Origin of the sequence: Clostridium hydrogeniformans DSM 21757 (assembly GCF_000686705.1) — a bacterium.
GTDB classification, from domain to species: Bacteria; Bacillota; Clostridia; order Clostridiales; family Clostridiaceae; genus Clostridium_Z; species Clostridium_Z hydrogeniformans.
This window is the reverse complement of sequence record NZ_JMLJ01000013.1, coordinates 24,155-41,369: the sequence shown is the minus strand read 5'-3', so window position 1 is coordinate 41,369 and position 17,215 is coordinate 24,155. Positions and strand designations below refer to the sequence as shown.

16 protein-coding genes are annotated in these 17,215 nt (G+C 29.0%); 4 read left to right on the top strand and 12 right to left on the bottom strand.

Annotation, left to right across the window (positions count from 1 at the left end):
• Positions 1-419: 419 nt before the first annotated feature.
• From BR69_RS0108280 to BR69_RS0108260, 5 genes are all read right to left on the bottom strand, one after another.
• Entirely contained in the window at positions 420-809 is a 390-nt protein-coding gene (locus tag BR69_RS0108280; protein WP_027632768.1) for a VOC family protein, read from the bottom strand.
• A 182-nt stretch (positions 810-991) separates the two neighbouring features.
• Positions 992-1,999, bottom strand: coding sequence for an ROK family protein (locus tag BR69_RS0108275; protein ID WP_027632767.1), 1,008 nt, complete (start codon positions 1,997-1,999; stop codon positions 992-994).
• A 948-nt stretch (positions 2,000-2,947) separates the two neighbouring features.
• Complete coding sequence (locus BR69_RS20200) at positions 2,948-4,228, bottom strand: serine hydrolase domain-containing protein (RefSeq protein WP_051623542.1); 1,281 nt, start codon at positions 4,226-4,228, stop codon at positions 2,948-2,950.
• A 393-nt stretch (positions 4,229-4,621) separates the two neighbouring features.
• Positions 4,622-6,448: an ABC transporter ATP-binding protein gene (locus BR69_RS0108265; protein ID WP_027632766.1), complete on the bottom strand. Its 1,827-nt coding sequence runs from the start codon at positions 6,446-6,448 to the stop codon at positions 4,622-4,624.
• A gap of 4 nt (positions 6,449-6,452) precedes the next feature.
• A complete protein-coding gene (locus tag BR69_RS0108260; RefSeq protein ID WP_027632765.1) occupies positions 6,453-8,180 on the bottom strand; it encodes an ABC transporter ATP-binding protein in 1,728 nt (575 codons plus the stop codon).
• 108 nt (positions 8,181-8,288) lie between these two features.
• On the opposite strand from BR69_RS0108260, the gene BR69_RS0108255 reads away from it, so the two are divergent.
• Positions 8,289-9,089 carry a MerR family transcriptional regulator gene (locus BR69_RS0108255; protein WP_027632764.1) on the top strand — a complete coding sequence of 267 codons (801 nt, stop codon included), beginning with the start codon at positions 8,289-8,291 and terminating at the stop codon, positions 9,087-9,089.
• A 207-nt stretch (positions 9,090-9,296) separates the two neighbouring features.
• Here the strand turns inward: BR69_RS0108255 and BR69_RS0108250 are convergent, their stop codons facing one another.
• Positions 9,297-10,229, bottom strand: a complete 933-nt coding sequence (locus BR69_RS0108250) for a helix-turn-helix transcriptional regulator (RefSeq protein WP_027632763.1) — start codon at positions 10,227-10,229, stop codon at positions 9,297-9,299.
• Positions 10,230-10,351: 122 nt separating this feature from the next.
• Here BR69_RS0108250 and BR69_RS0108245 point away from each other — a divergent pair, with 122 nt between their 5' ends.
• Together BR69_RS0108245 and BR69_RS0108240 are read left to right on the top strand one after the other, a co-directional pair.
• Positions 10,352-10,774 carry a pyridoxamine 5'-phosphate oxidase family protein gene (locus BR69_RS0108245; protein ID WP_027632762.1) on the top strand — a complete coding sequence of 141 codons (423 nt, stop codon included), beginning with the start codon at positions 10,352-10,354 and terminating at the stop codon, positions 10,772-10,774.
• A 218-nt stretch (positions 10,775-10,992) separates the two neighbouring features.
• Positions 10,993-11,316, top strand: a complete 324-nt coding sequence (locus BR69_RS0108240; protein ID WP_027632761.1) for a hypothetical protein — start codon at positions 10,993-10,995, stop codon at positions 11,314-11,316.
• A 254-nt stretch (positions 11,317-11,570) separates the two neighbouring features.
• Here the strand turns inward: BR69_RS0108240 and BR69_RS0108235 are convergent, their stop codons facing one another.
• The 6 genes from BR69_RS0108235 to BR69_RS21795 form a co-directional block, all read right to left on the bottom strand.
• Positions 11,571-12,029 carry a methylated-DNA--[protein]-cysteine S-methyltransferase gene (locus BR69_RS0108235; RefSeq protein ID WP_027632760.1) on the bottom strand — a complete coding sequence of 153 codons (459 nt, stop codon included), beginning with the start codon at positions 12,027-12,029 and terminating at the stop codon, positions 11,571-11,573.
• Between the two features lie 41 nt (positions 12,030-12,070).
• Positions 12,071-12,649 (bottom strand): bifunctional transcriptional activator/DNA repair enzyme AdaA, encoded by a 579-nt coding sequence (locus tag BR69_RS0108230; protein WP_027632759.1) that lies wholly within the window; start codon positions 12,647-12,649, stop codon positions 12,071-12,073.
• A 99-nt stretch (positions 12,650-12,748) separates the two neighbouring features.
• A complete protein-coding gene (locus BR69_RS20195) occupies positions 12,749-13,069 on the bottom strand; it encodes a CGGC domain-containing protein (protein ID WP_051623541.1) in 321 nt (106 codons plus the stop codon).
• A gap of 234 nt (positions 13,070-13,303) precedes the next feature.
• Positions 13,304-14,401: an agmatine deiminase family protein gene (locus BR69_RS0108220; protein WP_027632758.1), complete on the bottom strand. Its 1,098-nt coding sequence runs from the start codon at positions 14,399-14,401 to the stop codon at positions 13,304-13,306.
• A 49-nt stretch (positions 14,402-14,450) separates the two neighbouring features.
• Positions 14,451-15,266 carry a MerR family DNA-binding transcriptional regulator gene (locus BR69_RS0108215; protein ID WP_027632757.1) on the bottom strand — a complete coding sequence of 272 codons (816 nt, stop codon included), beginning with the start codon at positions 15,264-15,266 and terminating at the stop codon, positions 14,451-14,453.
• Between the two features lie 479 nt (positions 15,267-15,745).
• A complete protein-coding gene (locus BR69_RS21795) occupies positions 15,746-15,910 on the bottom strand; it encodes a hypothetical protein (protein WP_160169940.1) in 165 nt (54 codons plus the stop codon).
• A 600-nt stretch (positions 15,911-16,510) separates the two neighbouring features.
• Here BR69_RS21795 and BR69_RS0108195 point away from each other — a divergent pair.
• Entirely contained in the window at positions 16,511-17,152 is a 642-nt protein-coding gene (locus BR69_RS0108195) for a TetR/AcrR family transcriptional regulator (RefSeq protein ID WP_027632755.1), read from the top strand.
• Positions 17,153-17,215 lie beyond the last annotated feature (63 nt).

Genomic DNA, 17,215 nt, shown 5'->3' with positions numbered 1-17,215 from the left:
TTAGAATTATTGAACTACTTCATGACTTTTACCCAAACATAAGGGATAATCTTAATTTCACCTATCTCATATTTTTTATAATTACATTGAACTATATCAATAAACCCCAAGTAACTAATATCTAAAACTTATCCTTATAAATTTTTGTTGTAAATAAAAAAGAAGGTAAATCCTAACCCATCTTCGGATTTTCCTTCTTTATTGTTAATATGATTAAATATCAAATTCCTAACCTAAAGTTAATGTGATTTATGATACGGTTCACTGTGACAGGTATAACACAAATCTTTTTATAATTATTAAATCTAATATTTTTTAATTAAACTATTTCAAATTTTGAACAATCATTAGCTCCAGGGGGTAACCTCTTTCATACTAGCTTTTTATTATGGTTTGTTTTTATACTTTAGTTGTTAACCTTATTCTGTTATCTCTATTCGATTTCCATCAGGATCCAAAATACAGCTCTCGTAATAACCATCACCAGTATAACGTGGCTCACTTACTACCCTATACCCATCTTTTCTTAATGAGTTAGTAATATTATTTACTTTTTCAGCACTACCTACTGAAATAGCAATATGAATTAAACCTATATATTGATTAATAGTATCATTTAAGTTTAAAGGAATTGTTGGCATCTGCATAACTTCAAGTCTTGCCCCTGAATCAAATTTAATAAAGTATGACTCAAATTGTTTTTTATGATTTATATATTTATCTCCAGCAACACCTTCAAAATAAGTAACATAAAAATCTTTTAATTTTTCTATATCCATTGTCCATATAGCTACATGTTCAATATTCATATTCACACATCCCTTAATTAATTTTGGATTTAAAGAACCAATTCTTCCAAGTATATCTTTAATTAATTCACTCATTTTATTTTTTCACACTGCTATAAACTTCTATCTATTTAATTCCATAAGAAATGATATCTTTTAATAAATTAATATTTTCTTTATATTTGTATGTATTAATAATTTTCTTATCTTCTTAACTGTAAAGTTGGTTCTAAAGCCTTTAATGCAATCTGTTTTATTCCAACTTCAAAATCATGATTCAAATTTTTAGAAATAACTATTTCTGGAATCATAATCTTCTCAGCCTCTGAATTACATATACGCTTAAACTCTTCAATAATTGTATCTGGTATTTCTTCTCCATATATAACAATGGTATCTGGATTATACATACAGCAAAAAGATAATACTATTTTAATTATTATTTCTTTCATTTGCTCTTCATTATAATCAAAATTCTCCCAGTCAATTTCAAAAGGAAGATATTTAATTTCACCAGCAAGCCCATTTCGACCTTTATAAATTCCACCATTAATATAAATTCCAGCTCCCGGAGGATACTTACCTGGAAAATATATACCTATTACACACTGCTTCTCTGTAATTCTATGAGAGTAACAATATCCTTCAACAGCTGCATTAATATCATTTTCAAATATGACCGGCAATTTAAATTTCTCTTTAATATAGGATGTAAAAAATTGATCTTTAAGTTCTTTATAGTCACTAATTAATAATCTTCCCTCTATTTCTTCCCCTGGCATTCCAAAGCTAATTACTTTTATATTTGGATATTTTATAAGCATTTTCTCAATCAAACTATCAAAGCTATGGTTTTCTATTTTAATCATTGTTATTTCAGTTTTTTCTAAAATTTCTCCATATAGGTTTGATACACATATAAACGTTGTATCTTTCCCTCTTTGCTCATACATATAAATAACCAATGCCAAGCTAAACTCACTGTTAAATCTATATGCTGTAGCCGGTCTTCCTCCATTTGACGGTAATATTACATCTTCTATTACCTCTCCATTTTCAACAAGTATCTTAACTAAAGAATTAATTGTTACTACACTTAAACCCGTTAATTCTGCTAATTGAGGTTTTGAAGCTATTTTTTTAAATTTAAATGTATTTCTCAACTTATTTAAATTAATTTCTTTTACTAAATTGGCATTTACACTACTCATCAATCTCTCGCCCCTATTTATAAATATACTTTATTAAGTGCCTTTATAAAGATTTTAAATTATGCAAAGTAATATGTCAATAAACAAATACATCTAGACCATAGAAAAAAGGGTCTTGGAAAGGTTGTAATACTTGAAGCCTTAAATAGGACAAAAGTTCTTAGTTGTAAATCAGCATATGTAATATGTCATGGTGATGATAGAATGGCTTTCTATGAATCAGCAGGCTTTAAAAGTTATGATAAGGATGGCTTCTGGAGAAAATGTCTTTAAAAATCAAATTAATACCACTACCCTAATCACCCAATGATGAAGATATTTCTTTTATATTTCCCCCAAAAATCTTGCTGAAGCCTAAGTATATGAAGTTATATTTCTGATCCTAAATTGATATTTTAATTGGTATATAAATATAAAATAGGATTTTTCCCTGTAGTACAAAAGGTGTCAATGTATAAGAAGTCTGAAGGGTAATTCTTATACAAAAATTCACTTTCTAAATAAAAAATTCTTAGGGCTACTAGCACTAAGAATTTCTTATTTAGCGTATATAAAAATAAATATATTTTTTGTAAATTATTTAGGATATGTTACGTTAGTTGACACTATCTTCTCTCTTGGCCTTAATCATATCAATAGTTTAAGGAAACCCTACCTTACTTATGGTAATACTAAGTTTTTCACCTTATTAAATTATAAGCTTAATTTATAGAGTTTTTACCTTAAGTAACTTAATTGCTTCCTCTACATTTTCGTTTGTCAATCCTACGTTTGCATCTGTTTTTCTTTGATGTGCTTCAATCTCCCTATTATTTACCCCATAAAACTTTCTGGTTTCTTTAAGTTATGTTAACATCACTCTTCTCAGCCAAAGTTTATTTTCACTACAATAATTTTTATAAGATAGTCTTGAATAGAAACTCTTACAGTATAATTAAATGTATAAAATTATTGCTTTTTAGCTCCACAAAAGTAAAGCTCTCCATTTTCATCTTTATGAAAGCTATAACTCTCATCTATCCAAGTATGATGAAATTTTGTTTCTGATATGGGATACATGGGTATAATATATTCATCGTCTAAAATAAAAAACATTTTTTCCTGATCTCTTCCTACTGTAAGTTTTGTACACTCATCTTCATATACACCCATATATTTTTCATATACCTGGTAATCTAAATCATATTTTAATGGTCTACTTGGAAATTCATATTCCTCTTTAAACATTATAGCAGCAAGAATATCTGTAATACGCCAAACTGCTGTAAATCCATAATTACTTAATACAATAATACTTACTTGTTCATTGATGTATCTGTCAAATCCAGTTATGAAGCCCAATCCACCGCCATCGTGACTTATCCTCTTGCGCCCGTACATTTTATCTATAAACCATCCATAACCATAATCATTATCCTCAGTACCTCTTTCACCAGAATTTGCATATGGTGAAAATATAGTATCAAGTGTTTCCTCTGAAACAAGTCCTCCATTATATAAAGCCTGATCCCATATTAGCATGTCCTCAACTGTAGAGTAGATTGCCCCAGATCCAAAAGTTGTATCCATGTTTACATAATCAGTATGCATTAAATCATTATCATTTAGATAATACCCATTAGCTAACCCTGGCACAATTGCTCTATTTTTTTCAATACCAGTATTCTTCATATTTAACGGTTCAAAAATGTTTTTATTTAAAAACTCATCATAGGTTACACCTGAAACCTTTTCAACAATACATCCGAGTAAATAGTATCCGTAATTAGAATAATTCCACATTTCACCTGGCTCACACAAAAGGGGTTTATCTTTAAATATATTAAACATATCTTCATGTGCATGCTTAGATTTACTATACATTATTGGAAAGTTTGGTCCAAATAAATATTGAAGACCGGAAGTATGAGTTAAAAGATGATGTATGGTTATTCTCTTGTCCAATTCCTTATATTCAGGAAAGAACTTATAAATTTTATCATTAACACTAAGCAAGCCATTCTCTTGTAACATCATCACTGCCATAGCGGTAAATTGTTTTGCTATAGAACAAATTCTAAATTTGGTTTTTGATGTATTTGGAATACTATGTTCTATAGATGCCTGTCCATAGCCTTTTTTAATGATAATTTCACCCTCTTGAGCTACTAATATGGATCCACTAAATGCCCATGTGTTACAGTATAATTCCATAAAATCATTTATTTTTTCTGCTAATACACTGTTCATTATTGCACTCCTTATTTATATGCTTTATTTTTTAAGTTCTATTCAATCTAATTTTATATATATGGAAACTCAATTACAATGATAGAAAATATTTCTATATTGTTTTTTATCTTCTGGAACAATGATTTATAGTAGATTATTGATGTTACTCAATGAACCTTTTACTACTTAATATTGTATGTTTACCAACATCATTTATGGTACGCTTCTCTGTATCAGTACCAGTAAAGTTTTTCTATTTTATTCTTCCGTATAGAAAAAGGTGCCAACCCTCACAAGATTAGCACCCTTCTTCTTAACATATTTCGTTAAAATTCAATAATCCTAAAACAAAATAAATATTCTAAGGATTTCTCATTGCTACCAACACTAAGCTCTTTTCTTTTATATTATTTAATTAGCAACTTCAAACTGACTGTAATAAAGAGAAGCATAAAAACCATTTTGTATTAGAAGACTCTCATGGTTTCCTCTCTCTACAATATCTCCATCTTTAACAACCAAAATCATATCTGCATTTTGGATAGTTGATAATCTATGAGCTATTACAAAGCTTGTTTTATCCTTCATAAGTCTTGATAAAGCTTTCTGAATTTCTACTTCTGTTCTTGTATCCACACTTGAAGTAGCCTCATCTAATATCATAATTGTTGGATTAGTCAGCATAGCACGAGCAATAGTTAAAAGCTGCATTTGTCCTTGAGAAACATTAGCTATCTCACTAGATATTACAGTATCATATCCTTCTGGGAGTGTACGAATAAAATGGTCACAACAGGCTGACTTTGCAGCAGCTATAATTTCTTCTCGTGTAGCATCCATCTTACCATAAGCAATGTTTTCAGCTATTGTCCCTTCAAAGAGCCATGTATCCTGAAGTACCATACCAATATTTCGGCGCAATGTGCTTCTAGAAATTTCTGTGATGTTAACCCCATCAATTGATATAGCTCCTCCATTCACTTCATAAAAACGCATAATCAAGTTAATTAATGTAGTTTTTCCTCCACCGGTAGGACCAACAATAGCCACCATTTCATTAGGTTTAACTTCTAAATTTAGGTCTTTTATTAGAGTTCTATCTTGTGTATAACCAAACTTTACATTCTTAAAAACCACTCTACCATTAGATTTCGGGAATGTATTAGCTCTATTATCTATAATTTCTTCCTCTTCGTCTAATAGTTCAAAAACTCTCTCTGCTCCAGCAATGGCAGATTGTAGAGACATAATAACATAAGAAGCTTGAGTAATAGGCTCAGAAACTTGATTTACATATTGTAAAAATGCCTGAATTCCACCTAAAGAGATTTGTCCATTAAGTGTCATTATTCCTCCTACAATAGCTATAACGACAAAGCCTAATTGATTTAATATCCTTATAACTGGATATATGGCAAAATCAATGAATTGCGCTTTTCTATTTGCTTCGAACTGCTTTTTATTAAGCCGAGAAGCCTCTTCAATTATATTAGACTGTTGATTAAATATTTTTATAATACGATTTCCTGAATATACTTCTTCAATTTTCCCACTTAAATCACCCATGGTAGCAAAATTATCTGCATAATAACGTTGACTCAGCTTCGATACAAAATTTGTTGCAATAGAGCTAATTCCAATGAATATAAGAATTAAAAAAGATAACTTTGGATTTAAAATAACCATAGCAATAATAGTAAGCACAATTGTAAAGCAAGAGGATATAAACTGCATAAATCCAACTTGCATTACTAGTGATACTTTTTCAAGATCAGTTGTTACTCTGCTCATAACATCCCCTGTTTTATGTGAATCAAAGTATTTCAGTGGAAGTCTATTTATTTTTTCACTAATGTCCTTACGTAGTGATAGAGTTAAATTCTCACCAATGCTAGATACTATATATTGCTGAATATAAGAAAGCAAACTACTAACAATAGATGTTAATACTAACATGAAAACTGGCATAGCTAATGCATTTGTTACCATAGCTATAACACTCATACTGCCATCAAAGCTACGAATTGCATTTAGTAGATTATTAATAGCTGCTCCAACCATAAGCGGCATAACTGCATAAGATGCACTGCTTAACAATGCAGAAATACCTACAATTATTAGCTTTTTATTTTGTGTTTTTAATCTTTTCATTAATCTTTTAATAGTCTTTTTTGTATTTTTAGGAATATCCTCACTAAACACCATTGTATCTTTCTTTTTATCTTTATCCTTCTTCATAAAATCAAGCCTCCTTTATATTCATCTGGCTTTTAGCAATTGCTTGATATACAGAACAGTTTTTCATTAGATCATTATGTTTTCCAATACCAACTAGCTTTCCTTCTTCTAATACAAGGATTTGGTCTGCATCTATAATTGTACTTACTCTCTGAGCGATTATTATCTTGGCTGCCTCTGTCATATTTTCCTTAAGTGATTTACGAAGTACTGAATCTGTTTTTAAATCTAAAGCAGAAAAGCTATCATCAAAAATATAAACTGGCACCTTCCTTATAAGAGCCCTTGCAATAGACAAACGTTGTTTCTGCCCCCCTGAAAAATTAGATCCCCCTTGAGAAACCTCGGATTCTAATCCCTTCGGTAATTTATCTACAAAAGATTCTGCTTGAGAAATCCTTAATGCTCTTTTCATATCTTCCTTAGTTGCTTCTTTATACCCCATTCTTAGGTTATCTTTAATTGCCCCACTAAATAAGAAAGCTTTCTGAGGAACATAACCAATTCTATCCCTTAATTCCTTTTGTGAAAGACATCTTATATCTACACCATTTATACGAATCTCTCCCTGGTCTATGTCATGTAATCTTAAAATAAGATTAGCAATAGTGCTTTTACCAGATCCTGTACTTCCAATAATGGCTGTAGTCTGTCCTTTATCACATGAAAATGATATGTTTCTTATAACTGGCTCTTCTGCTCCATGATAAAAGAAGGATACATTCTCGAACTCAATAACTGCAGAACTATCCTTTATATTTTCTTTTTCTATGTTTAAATCCTGAATCTCTGAATTAATTTCTAAAACTTCCTCTATACGATTAAGACATGACTTCATTTTAGGAAGAGTAACACTTGTTGTTGTAGCCAATATTAAATAACTCAATGTAATAATAGAGTATTCAGTAACTGCAGTTATTTGTCCAATTTCCATTGTTCCATTCATAGAAAGTACTCCACCTATCCAAACTATAAGCGCCATAGACAAACCAATTACAAGCCATATTATAGGATTTAACACAGCAAATAGCTTATTTAGCTTTATCATATCTGTAGCATACCCCTTAAAAGCTTTATCGGCTCTAGCTTCCTCATGTTTTTCATTACCAAAAGCACGGATAACACGAATTCCAGTAATAGACTCCCTTATTACTTGATTAATATAATCTAATTTAGTCTGTACCCTTTTAGAAATATAAGTTGATTTTTTAAGAACTAATCCAGCAAAAACCATAAATATTACCACAGATAAAATAAGTATTAAAGCTAATGTAAGACTAGTGTATGCTGTCATAATAATAGATGCACCGATAATAAGTGGTGCTGGAACTATAAGCTGTAAGCTCAAGCCAAAAGTTTGTTGTAAATTAGAAATATCTGAAGTTGTACGTGTAATCATAGAAGAAACCCCAATAGTGTCAAATTCATGAACAGACAATTCCTGACTCTTACATAAAATCTTATCTCTCATGTAATATCCGAAAACTGCAGCTAAGTCAGCAGAATAGTAACTTCCTAAGACAGCTGCCACTGTTGTTATTAAAAGAACTACTATCATTTGAACCCCTATACGAAGAATTTCATTTATATCACCTTTCATAATTCCATTATCTACGATTCCTGCTATTAGTAGCGGAATTAGTAATGTTCCTATTACTTGTCCTAAAAGCATGATTAATGTTATTCCTACTTTTCCTTTTCTTTCTTTTAGGAATATTTTAAAATATTTCATAGTTACCTCCGTCATGTAAGCAATTTTGCAAAAACTTGTTTTCAGTGGTATTATAAAGCTTAAAGTAACTTTAATGTCAATAGCCTATTTAAAGTTTGGAGGTTATTTATGAAAAATAAATCTTATATGTCAATAAAAGAATTTTCTCATCTCACTGGAATTAAGCGTGAAAACCTAAGATATTATGATCAAATTGGGCTATTCTCTCCAGAAGTTCGTGGTAAAAATGGTTATCGCTATTATACTAGAAGTCAGCTTACTACAGCATATTTAATCATTTCTCTTAGAGAGATTGGCATTAGTATAGACAAAATCAAGGAATATATAGATATACGTACTCCTGAGCAGATGTTTTCTTTATTTAGTGAGCAGAAAAAACTTATTTCTTCGGAAATAAAAAAACTTAAACGTATCATAGAAATCATGCAATTATATGTAGATATGGCAGAAGAAGCTATTAAATATGAAGATAATAGCATAAATATTGAATATAAAAAGAAAGAGCCTATTTTTTTAGGCCCTATACTTCCTAATGATCCTTTAGATGATTCTACTATTTTATTTTATAATTTTGCTGCTGAAAATGGAATTGATGTAGGTTATCCTCTTGGTGCTATTATTAATACAGAAAACATTGATTCTAAAGATCATTTATTAGTAATGCACTACTATTTTAAAGTGAAAAATGACCAAAATTCATATAAACCAGAAGGCAAGTATGCAGTATTCTATGGTAGATGTGCTTATGGGGAATCTGATGATCTTTATGAAAAGCTATTTACGTTTATTAAAGAAAATAACCTACGAATTTGTAGTAATGCCTATGAGGAATATCCTCTAAATGAGCTTAGTACTAAGGATGAAAATCAATACTGTGTAAAGATAGAAGTTATGGTAGAGGAGATTTGATATTTTACAAATAAATATTACAGGTTAAAAGATAGTCCTACCCAGTTAATTTCAATAGTTAGGACCAAAAATCTCTTTTATTTTTATGAAACTCCTACTCGCCTACGCTCATAGGAGTAAGTTCGCCTTGCCAAATGTAAAATTTGGAGGCTTACTTGTGATACGGTTCTCCGTAACAGTTACAAGTGAGGTTTTTCTAAGTAAATATTAGTTTTCATAAATATATAATAATTTTTTGATACGTTTAATAAGTTCTACTCGTACATTTTCTGGAGCTAAACACTCACATTTGTCTCCAAATCCAATTAAAATATCATATCCTAAGTCATCCTCTACAAAAGGAAACTCAACTATAAATTTATCCTCTCCATAAGCCTTTATATTCTCTTCTCCGCATCTTTCAACCATTTGTTCTCTCAAAGACCAATCAACTAGAAGCTTAATTGTGATAAGTCTTTTATCTATCCACCCACTTCCATCTAATGGCTTTGATTTAAACTCCCTTGGTACAAATATTGATTCTAATATTTCAAGGTTTGAAATTCGAGATAATTTAAATACTCTAAAATCTTCTCTTAAAGTACAATATCCTTGTAAGTACCAGTTATTTTCTTTCAATATTAATTTATATGGTTCTATACAACGTTTATCTTTTTTTCTATTACCACCATAATATTCAAATGATAAATGCTTAGTATCATTTAAAGCGCTTTTTATTTTCTCAAGATTTGGTTGAAAACTCTTATTCCCCATCCACGTAGTAAGATCAACTGTTATTTGATTTGACCTTAACTCCATATCTCTAAATTGTTCTTTCGGAAGTAAACTCTTTACTTTTTCCAAAGTTCCTATAACTTCTTTATTGGATAATGTTGTTGAAACACTAGAAAGCCCCATTAAAAGTGTTGATATATCTGAAGCAGTAAAAAATTTTTTATCAATTTTATATTCAGGCATTATACTAACACCGCCATTTGCCCCAGTATAAGTAATTATTGGTATCCCTGCTAAAGATATTGTATCTATATCCCTATAAATCGTTCTAGGTGTAACTTCAAACATCTCAGCTAATTTTATTGCACTCATTCTTTCATTATTTAGTAACACCATAATAATGGATATTAATCTATCTATTTTCAATAATATCTCTCCTTGAAATCATGTATACATTTATTTTATAACCTTGACATAATGTGGTCATATTCACTGTGATATATTTAATCTATTAGAAATAATATACATAATATATAGGAGGATTACAAATGAATTTTTCACAAGAATTTAATAGGATTATGTTATGTCAAAAGGAGTTAGCTTTAGCAACAAGTGTAGATAATATTCCAAATGTTCGAATCGTTAATTTTTACTACAATATTTCAAAGAAAGGAATAGTATACTTTTCAACATTCTCAGATAATTCAAAGGTTGAGGAGTTTGCTAAAAATTATCTAGTAGCATTTACCACTATACCTCATATTGGAAATGAACATGTTAGAGTTAACAATGCAACCATTGAAAAAAGTCATTTAACCATATTTGATTTAAAGGATGAATTTATAAAGAAAATCTCTGATTATGAAATCACAATAAATGAGTTTGGAGAACATTTATCTCTTTATGAAATTCATTTTAACCAAGCCGCTGTTACATTAGATTACACTCAAAGTGATATCATAACTTTATAGTATAATAATGAATAATCCAAAGATAGTTAAGCTATCCTTGGATTATTCATTATCACTTATAAAACCCCTATTTTTCAATCTTACTTTGCAACTTAAAGTTACAATTTCTAATGGTGTATTGCACAAAGTTCCTATAATTCCTATTATTTTATGAACACTGAATTTGTATTTCACATATTATACATTATAATTAAATAACTCTCTGGGGGTGTTTCATTATGCAGAGTAAAAATATATTATATAATGTAAATAAAGTTATTGTTGAGCCAGGTTTAGAGTGCTCTTATATAGATTTCAGTAAAAATCTTAATGAATATTTATTATCAAAATACAATAAATATTATGCAGGTTTACAACTTTATCAAAACAATGATAGACCCACTGTATTTTATGTTGTAGCATCCTACAACTGTGTACCTGGATTATTTAAGGTTGCACCTTTAATTGCAAATCAAATAAGTAAAATTTATGATCGTGTATGGGATAACACTGTTAAACGTACTTCTGTATTTTCATTCCTTACCTCTACAAGAGTATTATAATAGTTAATATAAAAAATTTAGTTCCCCATCAAGTGGACACAGGTAGAAACACTGTATATAGTCCACTTAATGGGGTATTTTAAAGGATGTTTATTATCCCACGTATATACTGTCATTAAAACATTATTACTATTTTCACACCTATTAAATATATCTAAACTATAAAAATTGTAACAGATATAACCTAGGCTTTTTTAAGCCTTATTATTGAATAATCTGTTTTGTTGTTTATATAAGTATACTTTATACTATTTCTACTTCTCATGGTTTAAAAGCCATTGCTTTCTATCTATACCACCAGCATACCCATTTAAACTTCCATTAACCCCAATAACTCTATGACAAGGTACTATTATCCATATTTTATTTTTACCATTTGCACTTCCCACTGCCCTAACACTTTTTTCATTTCCTATTCTAATGGCTAAGTCCTTATAAGATAAAGTTTCTCCATATGGAATCTTCAATAGTTCATTCCATACATTCTTTTGAAAATCAGTTCCAGATAATGAAAACCTTAAGTTAAATTCTTTTCTACTTCCATTAAAATATTCATTTAACTGAATAATAGTATTTTCTAATATTTCATTTCCTTTATCCATCACATAATTTTCTTGGTCCACAAACATTACTGATAGTATTGCATCCTCAGAGCAAATTATTTCTAATATGCCAATAGGTGAATTATAATAACCATAATACTTTTTATTCATAAGGACACCTCCAATAAAGCTTTTATTATCTGTTATACTTTTCACTTATTTACACAATTTCTTTTTCTATACTCCTTAGGAGCTATACCTGTATCTTGCTTAAAACACTTATAGAAATTAGAAATGCTTTTAAATCCTACATCGTATGCGATTTCTAAAATAGTATCATTACTTTTACTTAATAGTTCCATTGCTTTATTTATTCTTATTTGTAATATATATTCTCTAGGTGTTAGTCCTGTATACTCTTTAAATAACCTTATTAAATGACTAATACTAACGCCAAATTCCTTTGAAATAAATCCAAAATTAATTGGTTTATTATAATTCTGATTTAACCTTTCCTTTACTTTATCAATTAATTCTTTATTAGGCTCAAAATTATGTTCCTTTATATCAGGTCTGCATAATTTACATGGTCTGAAACCTTTTTTGATAGCATCATCTATACTATTAAAAAACAATATATTTTCTTTTAATGGTGTCTTAGCTTTACATGATGGTCTGCAAAAAATACCTGTTGTTTTCACTGCATAGTAAAATATACCATCATAATGTTTATTACAACTTACTACTGTATTCCATTTCTCTTCTTCAGATATTACTATGTTTCCTTGCATAATTACCATCTCCTAAAAGCATTTATATATCTATTATAAGGTCTTAAGATCTTAACTAAACTTATGCTATACATTTCTAATCTTATAATTTAATTTTTACTAAACATCATGTGTATAACCTATTATATTAAATTCCTTATTTAGAGAATCAATAAACTGATTATAAAAAGGACACTTAAGCTTTATGCATGTAGCTAAATGTATAGTGTCTACACCTTTTGTTTTCATTTTATTTGCTCTATCTAGTACCTGAGCTATAGAATCTTGACCACAACCATTACAGTGAACAAAAGATATTATTTCAGAATCTTTATCATAATTCTCAAAAGCTGCTACTCTTTCATTAAAGGCTTTAAAGCACCCAAAGCTAGTACATTCCTTACTTTCATTATAACAATTAATAATGCCAAATTTACTCATAATTATAATTCCACTCCTTGTAAAAGTTTATTTTATATTTTGATTTTAGCATTACTAAAAGTAATAAATCTTCCTGTATTTTGCTATCTAATTTTAAGTATTTTCACTAGGTTATTTCATGTACTCAAAATAATAATTTTCACTGTTTTACAGTGTACTTCCTGTTAAATATCTTGCTACTTCTGAGAACTTAATAAAATCAGTTTTGAATTTAAGCATTCCAATAAGAGATTATTAATTAGGCTGTTGTTGAGTTATACAATGTATCATCCCACCATACTTGTATAAACTATTAACATCTATTGGAATAACTCTTCTTTCTCTATATAACTTTGAAATTATATCTATTGCAACTTTATCATTTTCATTGTTATATACTGGTAATAATACAACACTATTTCCAATATAATAATTTAAGTATGAACCCTTATATTCTAAGCCTCTAGGATTACTCTTAGTTAATGGCATTTCTATTATTTCATATTGTTTACCGTTTATATTTTTAGCATTATTAATTTTGTCATAGTCATCCATGTTTATCCCCTCATATAGTTCCCCAAACTCCTCCCTTGACACTGTTAATATTCTTTTATCATCAACAAATCTTGCTATTCCATCAATATGTGCATCAGTTATATCTTCGTCTACTACACCATCTAGCCATATAAAATTCTTAACTCCTAAATATTTAGATAAATGCTCTTCTGCTTTTTCAATTGTTAATTTTTCATTTCTATTCTTACTAATAATAGAACTTTTCGTGCCCATAAATGTTCCATTCCCGTCAATTTCTATTGAACCACCTTCTAATACAAAATCATTTATATCTATTATTTTAATGTTCTTTTCAGTTGATACCTTTTTAGGAATTTCATCATCATGTCTATATTTAGCCTTCTTACCCCATCCATCAAATTTAAAATCTGCTATTATAAAACACCCATTTTCATCCTTAACAAAAATTGGTCCAGTATCTCTAACCCAAAAGTCGTTAGACTTTGCTATAGTAAAATCTATGCTATTCATATTTACTCCATTTGTATCAAGCAAATTAGTTATTCTTATCTTTTCCTTTTCATTGTAGGCAATTATATGAACTCTTTCTTGTAAATGCAATGCCTGAGTTATTTTAACCCATATCTCCTCAACTTCGTCTTTATACTCATCTCCATATGCATATTTATGGGGCCATATTAACCAAGTACCTTCATGTTTATTTTCTTCTGAAATCATTTTATAACTCATATCATCCCGTCCCTTATGATTATAGTTTTTTAGAAAAATAAAGCCGACTGAAATTATAATTACGCAAAATATAATTGATTTTTTCATGTTATCTCTACCTCCTAAAAAAATAATATTCCTTGACACTATGTTAATGTCAAGGAATATCTAAAATTAAAGTTGATATTTCTGTTATATATTCTTCTTCTGTATATGTGTATTTGCTATCTACCAAGTATTTTTCCAAAAATAAAGTTGATATTTTATATTTGTTTTCTTCTGCATATTTAATAAGGCTGTTATACCCATGCCCAATATTATTATATCCACCATAATGCATAGTAGAAATATACTGTCCACCAGCTATTGTTATTGTACTATATAAATTTTCATCTATCTCTTTATCAATTTGTGCTGCCACTTTATAATACTTATCATCCATTTCACTTGTAAAATTTAGAATAATTGAACTTCCTTTAACAACTATATTATTGTTATTTATAAAATTAAATATATTAGTAAAAGCAACCTCAATTTGTTCCTCATTTACCCTTTCATTAAAAACAAGTACTTTATATGAATTTTTATTAGTTAGAGATATTTCATAAATATTAGTACTAGAATACCCTTCCTCTTCTTCTTTACCTATTAAATTTCTTAAATTCTTAATGGCATTATTATAATTATCATTTATATCTGATACTTCTCTTATTTTATTTATTCCATAGAATTTTAAAGTTTCATTATTATCACTATCTATTATATTCTTTATTTCTTCTAAAGAAAATTTACAATTTTTAAGGACTTTTATCTTTGATATTTTATCTATCTGGTCTTCACAATAATATCTATATCCATTGCTGCTTCTTTCACTTGGTTTTATTAGCCCTATCTTATCATAATGCCTTAGCATACGTGTAGAAATTTGATTTATTGCTGCAAATTCACCTATTACATATTTTTTATTATTCATATTTAATTTACCTCAATTAATTTACTCTCTTTATTCTACTATCATCATATTAACTTCACAACATATACACTACTTAATATATATTTATATATTAGTGTTTATCTTATGCAGTTTATATTAATAATTAAGCTTATAAACCTCATTTACTTATATGAAACTCCTACTCATATATGGTCCAAATTGCCACACCCATCTTGCCCATAAATAATTAGGTGTAATGACTTTATTCTGATTTATACGAATCAAAAAATCACACACTTTTCGAAAATCATGGGAATATCCTTTTTCCCTTGTATAGCTTCTTATTTCAATTGACATACACATTTCCCCCTTTAAAATATACCCTTGGAATATAAATACTTTTCAAATGGCAAAATATATGTATTATGTGCTCATAAGTATTATAACGTTCCTATTATTTACAGAAAATATAATAATCATTTCTATATTGTTTTGTACTTTATTTCTTCAAAGTCTTTCTATTCCTCTAGAGCTATGACATAGGCTCCATCACCCTCATATTTATTTCTATCAGCACCATATTGGGTGTCTAATATTTGCAATATGCCTTGAATAGTTTCTTGTACCTCCTTTTGCAAGAATCTTACCTCTTCACGCTCCTTTAAATAGCTTAATTCTAGCATCGTTACTGTCTCCTCAAAATAAAAACACTCTCACCAGTATTGCTAAAGTAAGAGTGTTCAATATTATAATATATGCTTACAATTTTTATCATTATAAAAAGATCTACGTCATTTATGGTAGGGTTCTCCGTAATTACTGCAAATGAGTTTTTTCCATTTTATTTTTCTGTAAGTATTCTACATAATTATGGTATAATTCTAAAGTAAAAATTAAGAATTCCGTAGTGGATGGCTACGGGGGTTTTGAGCACTTTATCCCCCTTGGACTATTGGTGTATATATCATCATAGTTAGAGGATGGTATTGGATATGCTTGAATTAATTATAACGAACCTTGTTGTTATTTATATAAGTTTGGTTATAGCAGCTTACTTTTGTCCGACAAGTTCTATTCCCAATTGCTTGAAATCTACAAAGCCGCAACGAGCGATTAGAGGGCTTATGCCTCAAATGGCAAAAACCACAGGCATCATAGAACAGTTCAAATTTTTGGTATACCTTTAGTTTTCACATTACATACACTGTGTATTTATCCATTGACAAAAGGGTTTATCTTTGCTAAACTACAAACATACAGAATGTATGAAAAGAGGTGCATTTATGCCAAGAAATAAATATCCTGAAGAAACCGTGCAAAAAATACTTGATGCAGCACTTCATCTTTTTTTGGAAAAAGGATATGAGCAAACCACTATTTTAGATATTGTAGAAAATATGGGTGGCATGACTCGTGGTGCGTTTTACCATCATTTCAAGTCAAAAGAAGAAGTATTAGATGCGTTAGGAGATAAACTTTTTTTTGACAACAATCCTTTTGAGAAGGTGAGGAAACAAACAAGTTTAACTGGTCTTGAAAAACTTAAACTGATACTGATACTTTCTACGGAAAGTGGCGATAGAAATAAAATAAATATTATGTCAGTACAAGCTCTTCAAAGTCCAGCCTTCTTGAAAAAGCTAATTGATAATAATCGAAATATAATTGAACCTTTTTATCAAGAAATTATTGAAGAAGGTGTAGCAGACGGCTCTATCAAAACAGAGTATCCTAAACTACTTTCACAACTGATAACTTTTTTGACAAATTTCTGGACATTGCCAATGATATACCCATCATCGATAAAAGAAAATATGGATAAACTTTTCTTTATTAAAGAAATTACAGAAAAAATGGGTATTCCTCTTTTAGATAACGAAACAATTAAAATAATTATGGAAAATACGACAAATATAATTTCTTAATAAAATTGCCTTAGAGCAGTTTTATTTTTAGATAATACATACATACTGAATGAATAAAAATTG

Coding starts and splice junctions, on each gene's coding strand:
- BR69_RS0108280 (WP_027632768.1), bottom strand. CDS start 809: ATGAATATTGAACATGTAGCTATATGGACAATGGATATAGAAAAATTA.
- BR69_RS0108275 (WP_027632767.1), bottom strand. CDS start 1,999: ATGAGTAGTGTAAATGCCAATTTAGTAAAAGAAATTAATTTAAATAAG.
- BR69_RS20200 (WP_051623542.1), bottom strand. CDS start 4,228: ATGAACAGTGTATTAGCAGAAAAAATAAATGATTTTATGGAATTATAC.
- BR69_RS0108265 (WP_027632766.1), bottom strand. CDS start 6,448: ATGAAGAAGGATAAAGATAAAAAGAAAGATACAATGGTGTTTAGTGAG.
- BR69_RS0108260 (WP_027632765.1), bottom strand. CDS start 8,180: ATGAAATATTTTAAAATATTCCTAAAAGAAAGAAAAGGAAAAGTAGGA.
- BR69_RS0108255 (WP_027632764.1), top strand. CDS start 8,289: ATGAAAAATAAATCTTATATGTCAATAAAAGAATTTTCTCATCTCACT.
- BR69_RS0108245 (WP_027632762.1), top strand. CDS start 10,352: ATGAATTTTTCACAAGAATTTAATAGGATTATGTTATGTCAAAAGGAG.
- BR69_RS0108240 (WP_027632761.1), top strand. CDS start 10,993: ATGCAGAGTAAAAATATATTATATAATGTAAATAAAGTTATTGTTGAG.
- BR69_RS0108235 (WP_027632760.1), bottom strand. CDS start 12,029: ATGAATAAAAAGTATTATGGTTATTATAATTCACCTATTGGCATATTA.
- BR69_RS0108230 (WP_027632759.1), bottom strand. CDS start 12,649: ATGCAAGGAAACATAGTAATATCTGAAGAAGAGAAATGGAATACAGTA.
- BR69_RS20195 (WP_051623541.1), bottom strand. CDS start 13,069: ATGAGTAAATTTGGCATTATTAATTGTTATAATGAAAGTAAGGAATGT.
- BR69_RS0108220 (WP_027632758.1), bottom strand. CDS start 14,401: ATGAAAAAATCAATTATATTTTGCGTAATTATAATTTCAGTCGGCTTT.
- BR69_RS0108215 (WP_027632757.1), bottom strand. CDS start 15,266: ATGAATAATAAAAAATATGTAATAGGTGAATTTGCAGCAATAAATCAA.
- BR69_RS21795 (WP_160169940.1), bottom strand. CDS start 15,910: ATGCTAGAATTAAGCTATTTAAAGGAGCGTGAAGAGGTAAGATTCTTG.
- BR69_RS0108195 (WP_027632755.1), top strand. CDS start 16,511: ATGCCAAGAAATAAATATCCTGAAGAAACCGTGCAAAAAATACTTGAT.